The 14,481-nt window shown below is 53.7% G+C and carries 16 protein-coding genes; 14 read left to right on the top strand and 2 right to left on the bottom strand.

The features are described from left to right. The first annotated feature begins 170 nt into the window (after positions 1-170). From ACGG9J_RS00940 to ACGG9J_RS00990, 11 genes are all read left to right on the top strand, one after another. On the top strand, positions 171-779 hold the full coding sequence (locus ACGG9J_RS00940; protein ID WP_390132789.1) for an endonuclease III domain-containing protein: 609 nt from the start codon (positions 171-173) through the stop codon (positions 777-779). A 196-nt stretch (positions 780-975) separates the two neighbouring features. Further along, positions 976-2,016 carry a zinc-dependent alcohol dehydrogenase family protein gene (locus tag ACGG9J_RS00945; protein ID WP_390132791.1) on the top strand — a complete coding sequence of 347 codons (1,041 nt, stop codon included), beginning with the start codon at positions 976-978 and terminating at the stop codon, positions 2,014-2,016. Between the two features lie 315 nt (positions 2,017-2,331). Continuing rightward, positions 2,332-3,063, top strand: a complete 732-nt coding sequence (locus ACGG9J_RS00950) for an ABC transporter ATP-binding protein (RefSeq protein WP_390132793.1) — start codon at positions 2,332-2,334, stop codon at positions 3,061-3,063. A 32-nt stretch (positions 3,064-3,095) separates the two neighbouring features. Continuing rightward, on the top strand, positions 3,096-4,484 hold the full coding sequence (locus tag ACGG9J_RS00955) for an ABC transporter permease family protein (RefSeq protein ID WP_390132795.1): 1,389 nt from the start codon (positions 3,096-3,098) through the stop codon (positions 4,482-4,484). 285 nt (positions 4,485-4,769) lie between these two features. Further along, positions 4,770-5,303, top strand: coding sequence for a ClbS/DfsB family four-helix bundle protein (locus ACGG9J_RS00960; RefSeq protein WP_390132797.1), 534 nt, complete (start codon positions 4,770-4,772; stop codon positions 5,301-5,303). 207 nt (positions 5,304-5,510) lie between these two features. Further along, positions 5,511-6,107, top strand: coding sequence for an RNA polymerase sigma factor (locus ACGG9J_RS00965; RefSeq protein WP_390132799.1), 597 nt, complete (start codon positions 5,511-5,513; stop codon positions 6,105-6,107). 14 nt (positions 6,108-6,121) lie between these two features. Next, the gene (locus tag ACGG9J_RS00970; RefSeq protein ID WP_390132801.1) at positions 6,122-6,967 is read left to right on the top strand and encodes a hypothetical protein; all 846 of its coding nucleotides are present in this window, start codon (positions 6,122-6,124) and stop codon (positions 6,965-6,967) included. 107 nt (positions 6,968-7,074) lie between these two features. Beyond that, positions 7,075-7,692 carry a hypothetical protein gene (locus ACGG9J_RS00975; protein ID WP_390132803.1) on the top strand — a complete coding sequence of 206 codons (618 nt, stop codon included), beginning with the start codon at positions 7,075-7,077 and terminating at the stop codon, positions 7,690-7,692. Further along, positions 7,689-8,447 carry a murein hydrolase transporter LrgB gene (locus tag ACGG9J_RS00980; RefSeq protein ID WP_390132805.1) on the top strand — a complete coding sequence of 253 codons (759 nt, stop codon included), beginning with the start codon at positions 7,689-7,691 and terminating at the stop codon, positions 8,445-8,447. The genes ACGG9J_RS00975 and ACGG9J_RS00980 overlap by 4 nt, the downstream gene beginning before the upstream one ends. Before the next feature lie 31 nt (positions 8,448-8,478). Beyond that, positions 8,479-9,339: an ABC transporter ATP-binding protein gene (locus ACGG9J_RS00985; protein WP_390132807.1), complete on the top strand. Its 861-nt coding sequence runs from the start codon at positions 8,479-8,481 to the stop codon at positions 9,337-9,339. A gap of 35 nt (positions 9,340-9,374) precedes the next feature. Beyond that, positions 9,375-9,779, top strand: a complete 405-nt coding sequence (locus tag ACGG9J_RS00990) for a DUF2511 domain-containing protein (RefSeq protein ID WP_390132809.1) — start codon at positions 9,375-9,377, stop codon at positions 9,777-9,779. A 299-nt stretch (positions 9,780-10,078) separates the two neighbouring features. Here the strand turns inward: ACGG9J_RS00990 and ACGG9J_RS00995 are convergent, their stop codons facing one another. Both ACGG9J_RS00995 and ACGG9J_RS01000 read right to left on the bottom strand, forming a co-directional pair. Continuing rightward, positions 10,079-10,609, bottom strand: a complete 531-nt coding sequence (locus ACGG9J_RS00995) for a VOC family protein (protein ID WP_390132811.1) — start codon at positions 10,607-10,609, stop codon at positions 10,079-10,081. A gap of 84 nt (positions 10,610-10,693) precedes the next feature. After that, on the bottom strand, positions 10,694-11,497 hold the full coding sequence (locus tag ACGG9J_RS01000; RefSeq protein ID WP_390132813.1) for a MerR family transcriptional regulator: 804 nt from the start codon (positions 11,495-11,497) through the stop codon (positions 10,694-10,696). A 326-nt stretch (positions 11,498-11,823) separates the two neighbouring features. Here ACGG9J_RS01000 and ACGG9J_RS01005 point away from each other — a divergent pair, with 326 nt between their 5' ends. From ACGG9J_RS01005 to ACGG9J_RS01015, 3 genes are read left to right on the top strand one after another with little or no spacing between them, the layout of a single operon-like run. Further along, a complete protein-coding gene (locus ACGG9J_RS01005; protein WP_390132815.1) occupies positions 11,824-12,813 on the top strand; it encodes an ABC transporter ATP-binding protein in 990 nt (329 codons plus the stop codon). Further along, positions 12,810-13,661 (top strand): ABC transporter permease, encoded by an 852-nt coding sequence (locus ACGG9J_RS01010; protein ID WP_390132817.1) that lies wholly within the window; start codon positions 12,810-12,812, stop codon positions 13,659-13,661. Before ACGG9J_RS01005 ends, ACGG9J_RS01010 begins: the two co-directional genes overlap by 4 nt. Next, positions 13,658-14,458, top strand: a complete 801-nt coding sequence (locus tag ACGG9J_RS01015; RefSeq protein ID WP_390132819.1) for an ABC transporter permease — start codon at positions 13,658-13,660, stop codon at positions 14,456-14,458. Before ACGG9J_RS01010 ends, ACGG9J_RS01015 begins: the two co-directional genes overlap by 4 nt. The last annotated feature ends 23 nt before the right edge of the window (positions 14,459-14,481 follow it).

A 14,481-nucleotide genomic window follows, 5' to 3' on the forward strand; every position in this document is an offset into this window, starting at 1 on the left:
CTCCGCACCGGCTGGAGCCAGCTGTTACCATGAAAAGCGTCAAGTAGTTTGGTGGAGGCGTTATGGGCAATTCAGGCAGGATAAATGCCGGTTGCTCAAAGTGGCTGTATTCACGTTTGCTCGCTCGCCTGGGATTGCAGAATTGGTGGCCGGCAGAGACTGACTTCGAGATGATGATCGGAGCGGTGCTGGTCCAGCATACAGCCTGGGGGAACGCGGCCATGTCCATCGAGCAGCTGCGCAAGGCCGATCTACTCAACCCCTGCAAGATGGCCGATGTCGACCTGACAAGGCTGACGAACTTGATCAGATCAAGCGGCTTCATGAAGGCCAAGGCACGCACCTGCAAGGCCCTGGCTCAGTGGCTGCTGGCTCACGGCATCCGCACGGCCGATGTTGAGGATTGCGCGGATGAAGGTCTGCGTGACGACCTGCTCACCATTGCCGGAGTCGGACGCGAGACGGCGGATGTCATACGGCTCTATGCCTTCGGCCAGCGCTGCTTTATCTGGGATGCCTATGCACGCCGGATGCTGGATGGTCTGGGTTGGGCCTCCCTGCGGTCATACCAGGAGGGCGAAGAGTACGAGGCGGATTTTATTCAGGTTGATCAATGGCCACTGAACGATCTGCGCGAATATCACGGGCTGATCGTCCAAGCAGGCAAAACCATCGCAACCCCCAAGCCTATGCCGCCTTCCTTAAGGAACTTGGCGGTCATGAAAGCTCTTCCAAGTGAGTTGATTTCTTGTGGTTCGGCCGAGTCACAAGACATATGACGGTACACCTATACGGAACCTATATATGGTTGTATCTTGTGACCGTATTCCCGCGTAACGATCTTGTCCCCACCTCGGTGAATCGCGCACAAAAGGTATTGACTTGACTTCAAGCGGATTGAACTCCGTAGACTATGTTTCATCCGCATACTTGGCAGGCAAATACGCCAGGTAGTGAAGAATGGGGAGCAGGAGCATGAAGGCAGCAAAGTTTGTAAAGCCAGGCCGCATCGAGCTGGAGGAATCACCGATGCCGACCATCGAAAAGCCTGGAGATGCCGTGATTCGGATCATCCGGGCCTGCGTGTGCGGATCCGACCTATGGTGGTACCGAGGGATTTCCTCAATGCCCTCAGGCAGCCACGTAGGGCACGAGGCCATCGGCCTGGTCGAAAAGGTGGGCGCGGATGTCGCTCATGTCAAACCTGGTGACTTCGTCATTGCGCCTTTCACTCATGGCTGCGGGCACTGCGCGGCTTTTACGGCCGGCTTCGACGGTGACTGCCTTGATCCGGACAGGCGGGGGAGCGGCGGTTATCAGAGCGAGTATCTGCGATTCACCAACGCGGACTGGGCCTTGGTGAAGATTCCAGGCCAACCTGAGGACTACAGCGACGACATGCTTGACTCTCTGCTGACCCTCTCCGACGTGATGGCCACCGGTTATCATGCAGCCGCTACAGCCCAGGTCAAAGAAGGCGATACGGTCGTGGTCATGGGCGATGGAGCGGTGGGTCTGTGCGGTGTCATAGCAGCCAAGCTGCGTGGGGCCGAACGCATCATCGCCATGAGCCGGCATGAGGACCGCCAGAAGTTGGCGTGTGAATTCGGAGCCACTGACATCGTGGCTGAACGCGGCGACGCTGCTGTGGAGCAGGTCATGGCCCTCACCGATGGAGGCGAAGCCGATGCGGTTCTGGAATGTGTGGGCACCGAACTGTCCACCGATACCGCCGTCAGGGTGGCCCGGCCCGGCGCAGTGGTCGGCAGGGTGGGTGTGCCACAGCAGGCTACCATGGATACCTCTAAGCTGTTCTGGCGCAATGTTGGGCTGCGAGGAGGCACGGCCGCAGTCACCACATATGACAGGCATCTGCTGCTTGATCAGGTGCTCAAGGGCAGCATCCAGCCAGGCAAGGTCTTCACCAAGCGCTTTGCCTTGGATCACATCCAGGAGGCCTATGAGGCTATGGACCAGCGCACCGCCATCAAATCCCTGCTGCTTGTTGGCGAATGAGGCTGCAGCAGTAATCAGCTGATTCTCGGCGCTGCTGACATTACCGGTGGCGCCGCGTAAGCATGCCTTCCTGAACATGCCTCTTATTTCGAAAAAATTAGGGCCGAGTCAGGGATAATTCAGGGTAAATCAGGGTATTTCATCCCTTCTTTCGCTGATATCAATGGAATTGACTGATGACGACAAGGATGACCGTCATACAGGGTCAAGCGACGAACGAGGGCACATGACATCTGCGAGGCGAATCAGCATTACTGAGCGTAGATGCCTCGGTCTGGAGGGTCGTCGATGATCATCCAAGGGAAAGATGCAACTATGAATAACCCCAACCTAAGCGCGAGCAGAGGACCGACACCAACGATTGAAGCTACGGGGCTGTCCATGGTGGTCTCCCCGCGCCGCGGCGATTCACTGACCATTCTCAATGACATAGCATTCACTGCCTATCCGGGGGAGATGACCGGCATCATCGGGCCGTCAGGCAGCGGGAAATCGACGCTGCTGTACTGCCTGGCTGGGTTGGAGAAGGCCACTAGCGGCACCGTGCTTCTGCTGGGCAAGGACATAACCCGTCTGGGGCTGTCGGCCATGACCAAGTTCAGACGCCAGCATCTAGGCTTCGTATTCCAGTCCTACAACCTGATCACCAGCATGACAGTCGAACAGAATCTGGCTCTGCCATTCACCCTTCGTGGATCCCGCTTCCCCAGAAAGACGGCGGATTCCCTCTTGAAGTACTTTGGCCTGATCGATCAGAAAAAGAAAAGCGTCACCCTGCTGTCTGGCGGCGAGCAGCAACGTGTTGCCCTGGCCCGAGTCCTGTTGTCCGACGCAGACGTGGTATTCGCGGACGAGCCAACTGGCGCCCTGGATCAGGAATCCGGAGAAAAGGTCATATCGGTGCTGAAGGAACTTGCCAACCACGAAAAGAAAACCATCGTACTGGTGACGCATAACAATGAGGTGGCGGGTCAGTGCGATCGGCTGTTTGCCGTGCGCGATGGCCAAATCAGCCAATCATTCTCTGCGAAAGCGCCCATGGTATGAGAGGCGCTCTGTCCGAACTCAAAGCAGCGCCTATGGTCTGGAGCGCCGTCTTGCTGGCCATGGTCGTATCCCAGACCGTCATCTGCTCCCTCTTTGCGGTCGCCGCAATCATTGATCAGGACTATCAGGGCCCGGAGCAGGAACTTGGATCCTCATACACTGGTCCCGCCTTAGCATTCAGCGTGATCATCACCGTAGCTGTGCTGCTATGGGTCATGAACTCAGCACTGAATCAACGACGGCATCAACTGGCGCTCATGGTTTTACAAGGCGCTCTGCCTTGGCAACTGCTGGCCTGGAATCTGCTGATAGTCATGGGATTATTCATCCTGTCTATTGCAGCCACCTGCCTTTTGCTGCCAGTGGTTACGCCCTTGATTTTCGCCATGGTGACAAATCCACTCGATTTGCATTTGACATATGCCAGCAGCCACCTGTTCAATTCGCTGGACAAGAGCCTCGCTTTCAGTTCTGCTCCCATCTTCATAAGCACCCTGTTGACTATCCGTTCGCTCTCGAAAATACGACCAATGGAAGCCCTCAGGCAATCCCAGAACCCGCCAAAGCGGATAGGCGTCTTCCGCTTCCTTCTGGGGACCATATGCTTGATTGGCGCGGGCTGTATGCTGCTGATTCCAGCTTTTACACTTGCAACTAACCCTCGTGCCAGTCAGATGAGCAGCGATGCCGTTCCAGATCAGATGACGGTATTTCTTGCCTTCGCCATGGGCGGCATGTTCCTCCTGATATTCTCGCTGGCGGCTTTCGCGCCATACCTCCTGCCCGGCTTCACGGCGATATGGACACGTATTGTGGCGTTGCCATCCAGAACCTGGAGGCTGGCAGGCCAGCAGGCTGTCGGCAGCATACAGCGCCAGGGAGCGGCGATCATCCCGATGACTGCAGGTCTGTCATTGCTGATGACCGTCAGCGGAGGGTTGAGCACGATGATCACCACCATGCAAGTCGCTTTGCCCCCCACACCAGACAGCACTGTTCCGGCGACCACAGACATGTTTGCGAGTCTCTTGGCGCTCACTGGACCACCACTGATCATCGCGATAACAGGTGCAATAGCAGGCACCTTGATCACTTCCAAAGGCAGAGGACTTGATCTGGCGCTGACCTACGTATCAGGTGCTGGAATCGGCCAGCTCAGAGTATTGGGCGCGCTTGACGGCATCATCACCATGATTACCAGCACACTGTTCTCCCTGGTCATCACCTTGCTCTGCAGCTCATCCCTGACCTTCATGCTCTCGCGCTTCATGGGCAAAGCACAGATGAGCGTGCAATGGGGCGCTTGGATCGTAGTGGTGCTCATCGCATCCCTGCTTGGCGCCGCAGCCACAGGAATCCAAGCCCTGACCACCAGATTCGAGAACTCTGTCAGTGTCATATCGCATGCCATAGGCGAGTAATAAAGCCCTGCTGTATGCACCCGAATACATATTTGAGCCACAGCAAACCTGCCGACTTCTGCCATTCCCGCATGCCTCTTGTTAAATAAATTAAGTCGGGTATATGCAGAGCTTGGCTTGATGAATTTAATTGTTAGGTAGATGCAACTGTAAGCACTCGAGTTCGCGACGATTTCCTACACACGAGCATTTGCAAGGCCCATATAGGGTACAGTCAATGACAACCGTGACAGGTGACGATGAACCAGTCAAACCTTGTCAACAACAGACAAATGGAGGACCGTCATGGCGCGACCGACCACCAAGGAAGAACTCATCAAGGCGGCTGATGATGGCTTCGAAAAACTCATAGCGTTGCTTGAGCCGCTGACACCTGAAGAACGCAATGGCCGCTTTTCCTTCGATCTGAGCAAGGAGAAGGGGGCCCATTGGGCACGCGACAGGAACATCAAAGATGTGCTCGTTCATCTCTATGAGTGGCATCAGCTGCTGTTGAACTGGGTGGAGGACAACCAGCAGGGCAGGACCCACGACTTTCTTCCTGACGGCTATAACTGGCGCAATTACGGCGAAATGAATGTGAAGCTGCGTGACAAGCATGATGACACCACCTACGATCAGGCCTTGAACCTGTTTATCGAATCCCATAAGAAGGTCATGGCCCTAGCGCAATCGTTCACCAACGAACAGCTATTCACCAAGGGCGCCCTCCCATGGACAGGAAACTCTACCTTGGGCTCTGCATTCATCTCTTCGACCTCCAGCCATTACGACTGGGCCCTAAAGAAGATTCGAAAGTATTTGAAAGGACGTAAATAAGCGCTAGGCACCTACACCTGATAAGAAGTTGCTTGATACACAGACGTTAATGAGTTGTCTTGCGACGGGATTCACAGTATGGGCGACCCTAAAATCAGCATCCCAGTACATTCGTAATAGCAATGGAGTATAACCACGATAACCGCTTGCATAACAGTATGCAGGACGGTATCTAGGATGTAGACAATACAGAGAAGGACATCATCAGTGAAACGATCTCGCATTGATCCAGATACTGATGATATAAGGCTGATCAAGATGGTGGCTGACGGAAATGAATCGGCCTTTGAAGCGCTTTACAATAAGTATGCTCATACCGTTCAAGCCTTTATTTCCCTGCGAATATCCGACGATGAGGATGCCAGTGAAGTTTTTGCTGACACATGGCTAGGCTGCTGGCGTTCCTCAAAAACCTTTCGCGCAGACAGCAAGGTGCTTACCTGGATACTCAGCATTGCCCGGCGGCAAATTTATATGAAACGTCGCAAACCGAAACCACCTGACCAAATTGATCAGGTGGAACTTGACTCGATAACCGATGATCAGCTGGAGCCTGTAGAACTGCTCAATAAGGATCTGACGATGGAAATAATACGGCAAAGGATTGATGCACTCCCAGCAGAAATGGCCTATACGGTAACCCTGGCCTGGCTCCACGAGTTACCCTACCCGGAAATAGCCTCCCTGCTCGACGTTCCGGTTGGGACTGTGAAATCTCGCATTGCCCGGGCAAGGCAGATCCTACGCCCGCAGTTGACCGACCTCGCTCCAGTCAAACCCCATAAACTGCAGAGCCAGAGATAATTGAAGGGGTGATTATGACAGACCGATATAAGAGCACAAGCCCAGACAGAACAAACCCAGTTACCAAAGAATACCAGGGTGAGGTTCAAGAGGCGCTTAGGGAAAAAGAGCAGAATGCACAGCCGGCAGTTCCGGCTTTTACTAGCGTAATGAAGGCCATCCACCAGAAGCCGTCCTTGGCAACGGATCAGCCGATACCATTCATGCGTCAAATACGTTCCTGTGGCCCACTTATTCGGGCACAATTCCGCCTCATGCCGCGATATATCTTACTGGTGGAAATTGCGATAGCAGCGTGCTCCGTTTTAATTAGCAACCTTATGCAAGGTGCATGTTACGGCAGTCTCGGTATGCATATCTTTTCAAATATGCTCATGCTCAACATGGCACTGACAATAATCCTGGTTTTTTCCATTAAAGATGATCGTGAATTAATGCTCAGTATGCCCCTGGGGCCTCAAGTTGTAGTAGCTACTAGACTGCTACTGGCCTTTATCTCCAATATTGTCGTCGGGGGAGCAGCCTTGTTGATTGTGACCGCAATCAACCCTGGAATAAGGCCCCAACCAGTTATTGCCCAAACGATAGCCCCCATAACACTCCTGGCGAATATCGTGGCCCTGTTATGCATATGGCAATGCTCTTGGATTGCACTGCTCCTAGGGATACTTGCACCACTAATGAGAACTTTGCAGAACTTGAGGTCATCATTTTTCCTACCGGCATGGGTCAATTCGGTACCCACTACAACCGCAGCCTGGGCAGGGACCATCCTACTGACAGTGGGACTCCTATCTGCTGTTATCCTTACAGCCCCTCTTGCCTGGCATACTCAACTCGCCGGTGGAGATAAAAATTAATGAACCTTTTCATCCTCTCTCGCTACTAACTAAGCAGACGGAACAAGCTGCGAGCAATATCTGGCGGCAGCCGAGGTCAAAACCAGATATGAAGAAGGTGAACGAGGTTGGCTTTCATAGGTATACAGCTCAAGAGGCTTTATAGGCTGGTATTACTGCCATTCATACTGACCGCAGGTATCCTTCTTGCGGGCTTCTTACTGGAGGGCATTTGGTCACAGGGCCGCATACGGCCGGTTATGATGGCTCTTACTCAGGTGCCAGTAATTGCTGCTGGCCTATGTACAGCTTTTGTGCTCAACGGTGACCCAATCGTTGAACTTGCTGAGTCAACCCCAACTGGATGGCGGAAAGTTCAAGTGACCAGGCTGCTTATCATTACCGGAGCATTTCTTGCTGCCGCAGGCCTTCTTTTTACCGGCTTGCATATAATGCGACTTTGGCCACGTGACATGGGATGGGTGAGCATCATTACCCCGGTTGGCGGTATATTCATTGTCAACTGTCTGGTTTTCCTTATAGCCGTACTCACCACGTCTATGCCAACATCGTCGCTTGCTTCCATAGCTATTTGGCTGTTTTTATGTTTTATATGGGATCCATACATCACCGATCCGGTCCGGCAACGACTCATTCCATTGTTTATTGCAGCAGCAGGCGCAATCTTCGGATGGAACATGTGCGGTGATGCGGAGCGCAATGTTGTAAAGGTGGCAGCCCTATGAGGATACTGAGCCTTGTACGCATCACGCTACTGATGTTTTATCGGCGCAAAGCCTTGTGGATAGCCAGCATACCGCTGGCGCTCTTCGCCTTCTTTTTAGCCTATGCTTCTCCTATGTCACCTGGATTCAGCAACATAGATGGTCTTGTATTTACCGGACAGGTTCTTGCTATGTTCACCCCGTTGGCATACGCAGCATCTTTTAGCGACCTTATGACTGCCGGAAGGCGAACAGGTATGGACGAGCTTGAATCCACCTCCCCCTTGCCGATGGCCGTCATTCGCTCAGCTCATGTCTTGGGAGCCTGGGTCATCTGCATATCATCTTCCCTGCTTTTCCTTGTATTGATCGCGGTCCACCAAGCCATTAACGGCAACGGTAAGGCAATACTTGTGGCCCTGGCAGTAGCATTTGTCATACTCGCGCCATCAATACTGATTGCTATGGGGATATCCGCCCTGCTAGGAGCCCTGTTGCCCACGATCGTAGCCCGAATTCTTGCCGTCCTGGTATGGGCTTGGCTGGCTTTCTACACCCCCCTCTTACCACTTCCAACACTCAATGGTGGTCCGCTGGCAGTCATTGGCGATCCCATTGCACAGGGATGGTTCCATACCGATCCTATGTACGCACCAGCGAACGGCCCCTTTACCGTCCAATCAGGAGTCATATCCCTGCTCTGGCAGGTATGTATTATCTTCCTCCTTTTCACTGGTGCAAATATGGCCTCCAACCACATAAAAGCTCGGGTCTGACTATCTACTGACTTTGAAAGGAATTACCCACATGTTTATCTCTATTGACCATCTGACCAAGGATTTTCGGGGGAGACCGGTCGCTTTAAACGATCTGACCGTCGATCTTCCACAGGGCATGATAGGGCTCATAGGACCAAATGGTGCCGGTAAAACAACCCTCATGCGCATTCTCACCGGAATAATCAAACCGACTAAAGGTAAAATTTTTATTGATGGACAAGACCTGTCTTCGCCGGCCGACAGGCGAAATCTAAAACGGCACCTGGGTTATCTGCCACAGCACATCACCCCCTACGAGAACCTGTCCCCGCTTGAATTCCTTGACTATATCGGCATCTTGAAAATGATCGACAACAAACACGTGCGGCAGGAGCAGGCACATACCCTCCTGGAACAGGTGGGATTGGAAGACGTAATGAACCTACCTATCGGAGGGCTGTCCGGGGGTATGAGGCGCAGGGTAGGCATCGCACAGGCACTTATGGGCGACCCCCAACTGCTGGTAGTCGACGAGCCCACAGCGGGGTTGGATCCCGAAGAGCGCATGCGGTTCCGCACGCTCCTTGCCCAGCTGGGGCAGGATCGAACCGTTATCCTCTCCACCCACATACTCGATGATGTTGCACAAACCTGCCCTTGGGTGTGTGTATTACGTTGCGGACGCAACCAGTATGACGGGCCGACAGAGGGGCTGATCCATGAAGCCGCCGGTCATACCTGGATCACGCCCCCTATCGCGGCCCCACCGGAAAATGCCACAATCATCAACGCGGAACCCACCCCACAGGGGACAAGATACCGCATAGTTACCGATACACCGCCCACGGGCTCCGTAGAAACTGCGCCCAATCTTGAGGACGGATATATGGCTTTGGCCAGCGAGCGCTAGAAACCGTCTCCAAGTATGAAAGAACGTCGACAATTATGAAACGAATCAAGCAGAGCCTCAGAACCCTTTTCCTTATATGCGCCACAATTATGCTGACAGTGGGGGTTGTCGGCTGCACTGATGGCATGAAGCACCCTGCAGAGTATTCCGCTGATGGAAGCAATAAAGTCGCAGCTACCAGCAACCCGCAAACAATTTCGAAAGAAGATCTGGGTCACACCTGGCCTCTTAAAGTTGATGAGGGCACCGTGTCATGCAAGCTCAGCAAGCAGGGAGACCCCATCCTCCGCTTTACCACCTTAGATGGTGAACAGTACGCACTGAACCAGGTACAAGACAATGAGCATCTCAATAGCATTGAAACACTAAAATCAGACAAGAGTAAGTCAGTAGGAACTCTGATGAGTTTCGCCTTCTCGGTCTGCGACATACCAAAGTAAACCAGTTTTACAGAGCTTTGCGGTTTGTCCTCTTCAGGTAGCCTACCTGATCTTACCGGGTCCAGAGCAGCCTGCCGGATTATGCATCTACATTCTGTTACAACCGTGCCATTTAACTGGCTGGCAGCGCAGTTGGAATGCACCTCTTACCACCATGTTCTGCCGGCCATCGAGGCTGGAGCCAATAATTATCTGCTCAAAGACATAGAGCCTTATGTTTTAACCCACCAACCGCTCGAGACATTTAATCGTTGCTCTCAGAATCAAATCATGACGGGGGAGAAGGGCTTGATCTTTGCTCATTGACCGTGCGAGTTCAGATAAACTTCGGTCTGCCTTCTATCGACAGCCAAGGCAGCCGTAAGGGTAAGGGCCAGGCCTTCTGGAGTGTGAATCCTGGCTTCAAGCGAGTTCCACGGCTTACGTATTGGAGCTGAGGTGGATCCCGGACGAAGGCGCTCGCATGCATCCACAATCCTGCCGATCTGCTTTTCCGTGACTGCTACGCTCAGGCTTCCTACGGACTCCATATCCGAATCAGGGGTGCCAGCATTGAGGCCACTCTTGCGGATCAGCACATCCTGAAAGGCCCAGCGCCGCAAGTGAATCATCATGCCTGGCATGGTGTATAAATTGATGAAACCCAATCCCTGCGTCCAGAAAACCTCTGATTCTTCTAGATCATGGCTATACAGGCACATGAACATGGGCATGAGATAGATGCCCCTATATGGCTCCGGCGGTTCCGCATTCTTTCCTGGCTCCGGCACGGGACTGATGATTGCTGCTCCTGTATAAGCAGAACCTTTGGTCTGGCCATGGTTGTGCATGGTTACCTCGTTCCTTGGTTGAAGGATTTTCAATTGGGTTGTCAAACAAAAAATGTGACACGTAGATGGAGGATACTGACTGCGTCACTCCCATCTGGCTTTGGCTGGATCTATCCCGTTTGCACGCGCTGCAGTTTCTATTGCGATCAGCATCCATTTCGCCAATCCAGGTTCCAGTTGTTCGTAATGGCGCCTGAAACGCGGGTCGGCCACATACATCCGCCCCAGAATGACGTGCATGGAAGGCGTTACATAGAACCATGACAAAGCCTGCCGATGCTCGTCAACCAGTTCGAGAACCTCGTCCGAGGTGGGAGCCAGACCTTTTCGCTTTGCTTGTGCAAGCTCGGTTTCCACGTCTTTGAGCCGGGCAGTGTCCTTTTTCTGCTCTTGCTCGGAGCACATGGCTTTTCGCTCCGCATACTCAAGCCACTGCCTGCCGGTACCCCAGCGTTCGTATGCTTCCGAAAAGTACTGGTCCTCCTGATCGGTCTTCGCAGCGGCTGAATCATTGCCTGACTTCCCCTTAGCAAGGGCTATGAGCCGGTCCAAACGATCCGCAGCTTTCCTGAGAAGCTGGATTTTCTCCTCAATTTGCGAACGCTGATCCAGTAACTCGTCCAAGGCCAGGGTTGCCGTGCAATTGAGCAATGCCTTGATTTGTCGCGCATTGAATCCCATCTCCCTGTAGGTCACAATTCGCTCCAGCTGTGCGACGTCATCCTGCATATATTGCCGGTAATTCGACTGGCCACGAATGGGAGAAATCAGTCCTTCCTCTTCCCAGTGTCGCAGCATTCTCCGGCTGACCCCCATAAGCTCAGACATCTGACCGATGCTCAAGCCACTCTTGCTGCCCTCGCCACTGAATTCGCTCTCTCGTGTCATGTCTTGACCCTAAACCCTGCCATCATGTCAAGGTCAAATCAATTGTTTCCTGAGGATGGGGGTGAGGGAATGCATGCAAACACCGGCCTCAAGCATCCCAATAACAGGTTCTTGAGGAGGACGCTTTTGGCCCTGCTTGTTTGCGAAGTATTCCCTGATCATGAAGACGACCAAATCCAGCGAGGAGCCTTTCCCGTTGATGTAAACCAGTCTCGTCAGCAGCGACTTGTCCCCTGTCGGGGACATTTTCTTTTCCGGCGTTGAAGGATTGCGCCCGCCGAACTTGCATAGAAATCAGTTGAATGCCTATTGGAAGGGTAAGCACAATGGCATATGCAGATGGAAGCAATCACCCACAGCTGGCTGTGGCCACACAGGGGTTGGTCAAGGTCTATGGCGGATTTAAAGCCGTGGATGGGCTGAACCTACGGGTGCCGGCTGGCGGAGTCTACGGACTGCTGGGACCAAACGGGGCAGGAAAATCGACCACCATGAAGCTCCTTCTGGGATTGACAAAACCGACTGCGGGGAGCATGTGGCTACTGGGACAGCAGGTAGGAAAGAAGACCACGATCCAGCCGGGCCGTGTGGGCTCCATGATTGAAGGACCTAGCTTCTATCCAGGCCTGTCGGGTCTGGACAACTGCCGCATGGTTGCCGATTATCTGGGTCTGCCAGTTTCAGCTGCCTCAGAAGTGCTAACCAAGGTTGGATTGCGGGGATACGAGAAGAGGAAGGCGGGCGCCTACTCCCTGGGGATGAAGCAGCGGCTGGGCATCGCCATGGCGCTGATCTCGCAGCCGGAGCTCCTGCTCCTGGATGAGCCCACCAATGGCTTGGATGCAGAGGCTGTGGTCGAGGTGCGACAGATGATCATGGACTTGGCCGCTTCCGAGGGAGTCACCGTCATCATCAGCAGCCATATCCTGTCCGAAATCGAAAAGATGGCTCCAATAGTTGGCATCATTGCCGATGGTCATCTGCTCTACCAGGGGACTTTGGAAAATCTTCGCGATGAGGGCCATATCGATCTACGGGTGTCCGATCCTGGGCTCGCGTCAGAGATGCTCGAAGCTCAAGGAATTCACCACGAATATATCCGGAAGAGTGCAACCCTGCGCATTCCCGAAATACCCGATCCGCAAATCGGGGCGCTGGTGACTCGGCTGGTATCGCATGGTCTGCAGGTATACCGTGTCGCTTCCGAACGCAAGAGCTTGGAAGAGGCCTTCCTCGAACTCGTGGAAAACCCGCAGAACCATGTAGCGCTGGGTCCTGTGAAGCCGTTCGGTCATAAACAAAGGAGCGCACGATGAGATCTGTCGAATCATTCTCCATGCGGCCCAAAGAATTTCGATCGGGAAAACCGCCACGCTCATCCCATCCAGGAGGGCTGCTTGTTCTGCTTTCGATGGAGCTTCGCAAGTTGAAAGGCTCCTCATTTTGGTGGATGGCCTTGGGCATGATTGCTCTAGTTTCGGCATGGTCGGGCTTGGCCTTCATGAAACGAGCCGAGTCTGCGAACCCCGCCACTCGTACCGTAGCTCTTGCTCAAGGTGAGATATTCCAAACTGTCGGCCTGCTGGCACCTATCCTCGCGGCCCTGCTGACAAGCCGGCTTGCCGTCATGGAGAGCAGCGAGCACATGGATCTCAAATGGCGATCCCTAGACCAGAGTGCGACTGGGAGGTTTCTTGCCAAGCTCGTAGTTGCGGGGTGTGTGATTTCGCTATGCTTCGTGATTCCTCTGGCATGGATACCGCTGTCAGCTTCAGCACAAGGGTTCCATCTCGATGGCAGTCTGGCCGAATACATACTCTTTCCGGCACTGATTGCCTGCTTCTCATCCATGGCTGTCACGACCATACAACTCGCCCTCTCCCTGACTATCGAAAGACAGGCCATAGGCCTGGGTCTGGGTGTGATAGCCGGTCTGATCGGGACTGGACTGGGCCCGATGAATATGCCGGCTCTGGGCTGGTTCTTCCCAGCCGGGATCAGTTCCGCGGCCAGCCCGTTCCTGTTTTCAGCCAGCTCTGATGGTTTTGCCAGAATGACCTTGGTCGCCAATCCATGGCCAAAAGTCCTGACTAGCCTTCTGGTCTGCATTATCTGGTCGGGAATATCAGCATTCATCATCAAGGTCAAGGAGTCAGGCCGATGAACAGGCAATACCCTGCAAGCGCTATAACCATCACCCCGATGCATCGCCACAAGCCTTCGATCGCCGCCGCTTTTAAATGGGAGATCCGCAAGGCCGGCAATATCTGGTACTGGCTGGCCACAGTGCTCTTCGACGCCATAGGAATATTCAACGGTTGGGACCAGTACCAGAGCTACAGACCGGACTTCCAGGCTCAAGGAGTGACCTGGGCTGCGGTCTGGGGGCAGGCGATCCTTCTGCCAAGTATGGTCTTCATGCCAGTCCTGGTCGCGGCCTTTGCAGCCCAGGTTGAAGCCAACGAGCACAAGGGACGCAACTGGCAGCGCCTTAATGCCTCCGGCATGGTCGGGACTGCCATAGTCGGGAAGATGCTGCACGGACTGCTGGCATCCCTCCTTACCGTCGCCATTTTCGAATCCGAATTCATACTCGTGGGTGTTCTGGTAGGAGGCTTTGACCCAGCGGAACTCGGTTCCTATCTTATGCGTGGCGTACCGATGACGTTGGCAGTGTGGGCCATTATGACTCTGACCCAGGCCATAGCTGCCAGAGCCGAATCCTTTGCCTCAACCATGAGCATCATGTTTCTGCTCACCCTGGCAGGCTGTGCGCTGTCGGTTGCCGCACCTGCCTTGGCGCTTCCTTATCCCCTGGCCCTGATCACCACTGCATCCGCAGCCCGTGACATGGGCAATATCGCGTCCACGACCTCTATGGCAAGCTCGTGCATGGTGGCAATCCTCTGGGTGCTGATCAGCCTCCTTATATTCCGGCACCAGGCTCGCAGAGCCATCTGATCTTAAGTACAGAGTCAATAAAG

Source organism: Bifidobacterium apicola (assembly GCF_042846865.1).
In the GTDB taxonomy this organism is placed as follows: domain Bacteria; phylum Actinomycetota; class Actinomycetes; order Actinomycetales; family Bifidobacteriaceae; genus Bombiscardovia; species Bombiscardovia apicola.

Excerpts from the sequence above, each read along its gene's own strand:
- ACGG9J_RS00995 (WP_390132811.1), bottom strand. The coding sequence starts at position 10,609 with ATGCACAACCATGGCCAGACCAAAGGTTCTGCTTATACAGGAGCAGCA.
- ACGG9J_RS00985 (WP_390132807.1), top strand. The coding sequence starts at position 8,479 with ATGTTTATCTCTATTGACCATCTGACCAAGGATTTTCGGGGGAGACCG.
- ACGG9J_RS00955 (WP_390132795.1), top strand. The coding sequence starts at position 3,096 with ATGGTCTGGAGCGCCGTCTTGCTGGCCATGGTCGTATCCCAGACCGTC.
- ACGG9J_RS00945 (WP_390132791.1), top strand. The coding sequence starts at position 976 with ATGAAGGCAGCAAAGTTTGTAAAGCCAGGCCGCATCGAGCTGGAGGAA.
- ACGG9J_RS00940 (WP_390132789.1), top strand. The coding sequence starts at position 171 with ATGATGATCGGAGCGGTGCTGGTCCAGCATACAGCCTGGGGGAACGCG.
- ACGG9J_RS00950 (WP_390132793.1), top strand. The coding sequence starts at position 2,332 with ATGAATAACCCCAACCTAAGCGCGAGCAGAGGACCGACACCAACGATT.
- ACGG9J_RS00960 (WP_390132797.1), top strand. The coding sequence starts at position 4,770 with ATGGCGCGACCGACCACCAAGGAAGAACTCATCAAGGCGGCTGATGAT.
- ACGG9J_RS00990 (WP_390132809.1), top strand. The coding sequence starts at position 9,375 with ATGAAACGAATCAAGCAGAGCCTCAGAACCCTTTTCCTTATATGCGCC.
- ACGG9J_RS01010 (WP_390132817.1), top strand. The coding sequence starts at position 12,810 with ATGAGATCTGTCGAATCATTCTCCATGCGGCCCAAAGAATTTCGATCG.
- ACGG9J_RS01000 (WP_390132813.1), bottom strand. The coding sequence starts at position 11,497 with ATGACACGAGAGAGCGAATTCAGTGGCGAGGGCAGCAAGAGTGGCTTG.
- ACGG9J_RS01015 (WP_390132819.1), top strand. The coding sequence starts at position 13,658 with ATGAACAGGCAATACCCTGCAAGCGCTATAACCATCACCCCGATGCAT.
- ACGG9J_RS00980 (WP_390132805.1), top strand. The coding sequence starts at position 7,689 with ATGAGGATACTGAGCCTTGTACGCATCACGCTACTGATGTTTTATCGG.
- ACGG9J_RS01005 (WP_390132815.1), top strand. The coding sequence starts at position 11,824 with ATGGCATATGCAGATGGAAGCAATCACCCACAGCTGGCTGTGGCCACA.
- ACGG9J_RS00970 (WP_390132801.1), top strand. The coding sequence starts at position 6,122 with ATGACAGACCGATATAAGAGCACAAGCCCAGACAGAACAAACCCAGTT.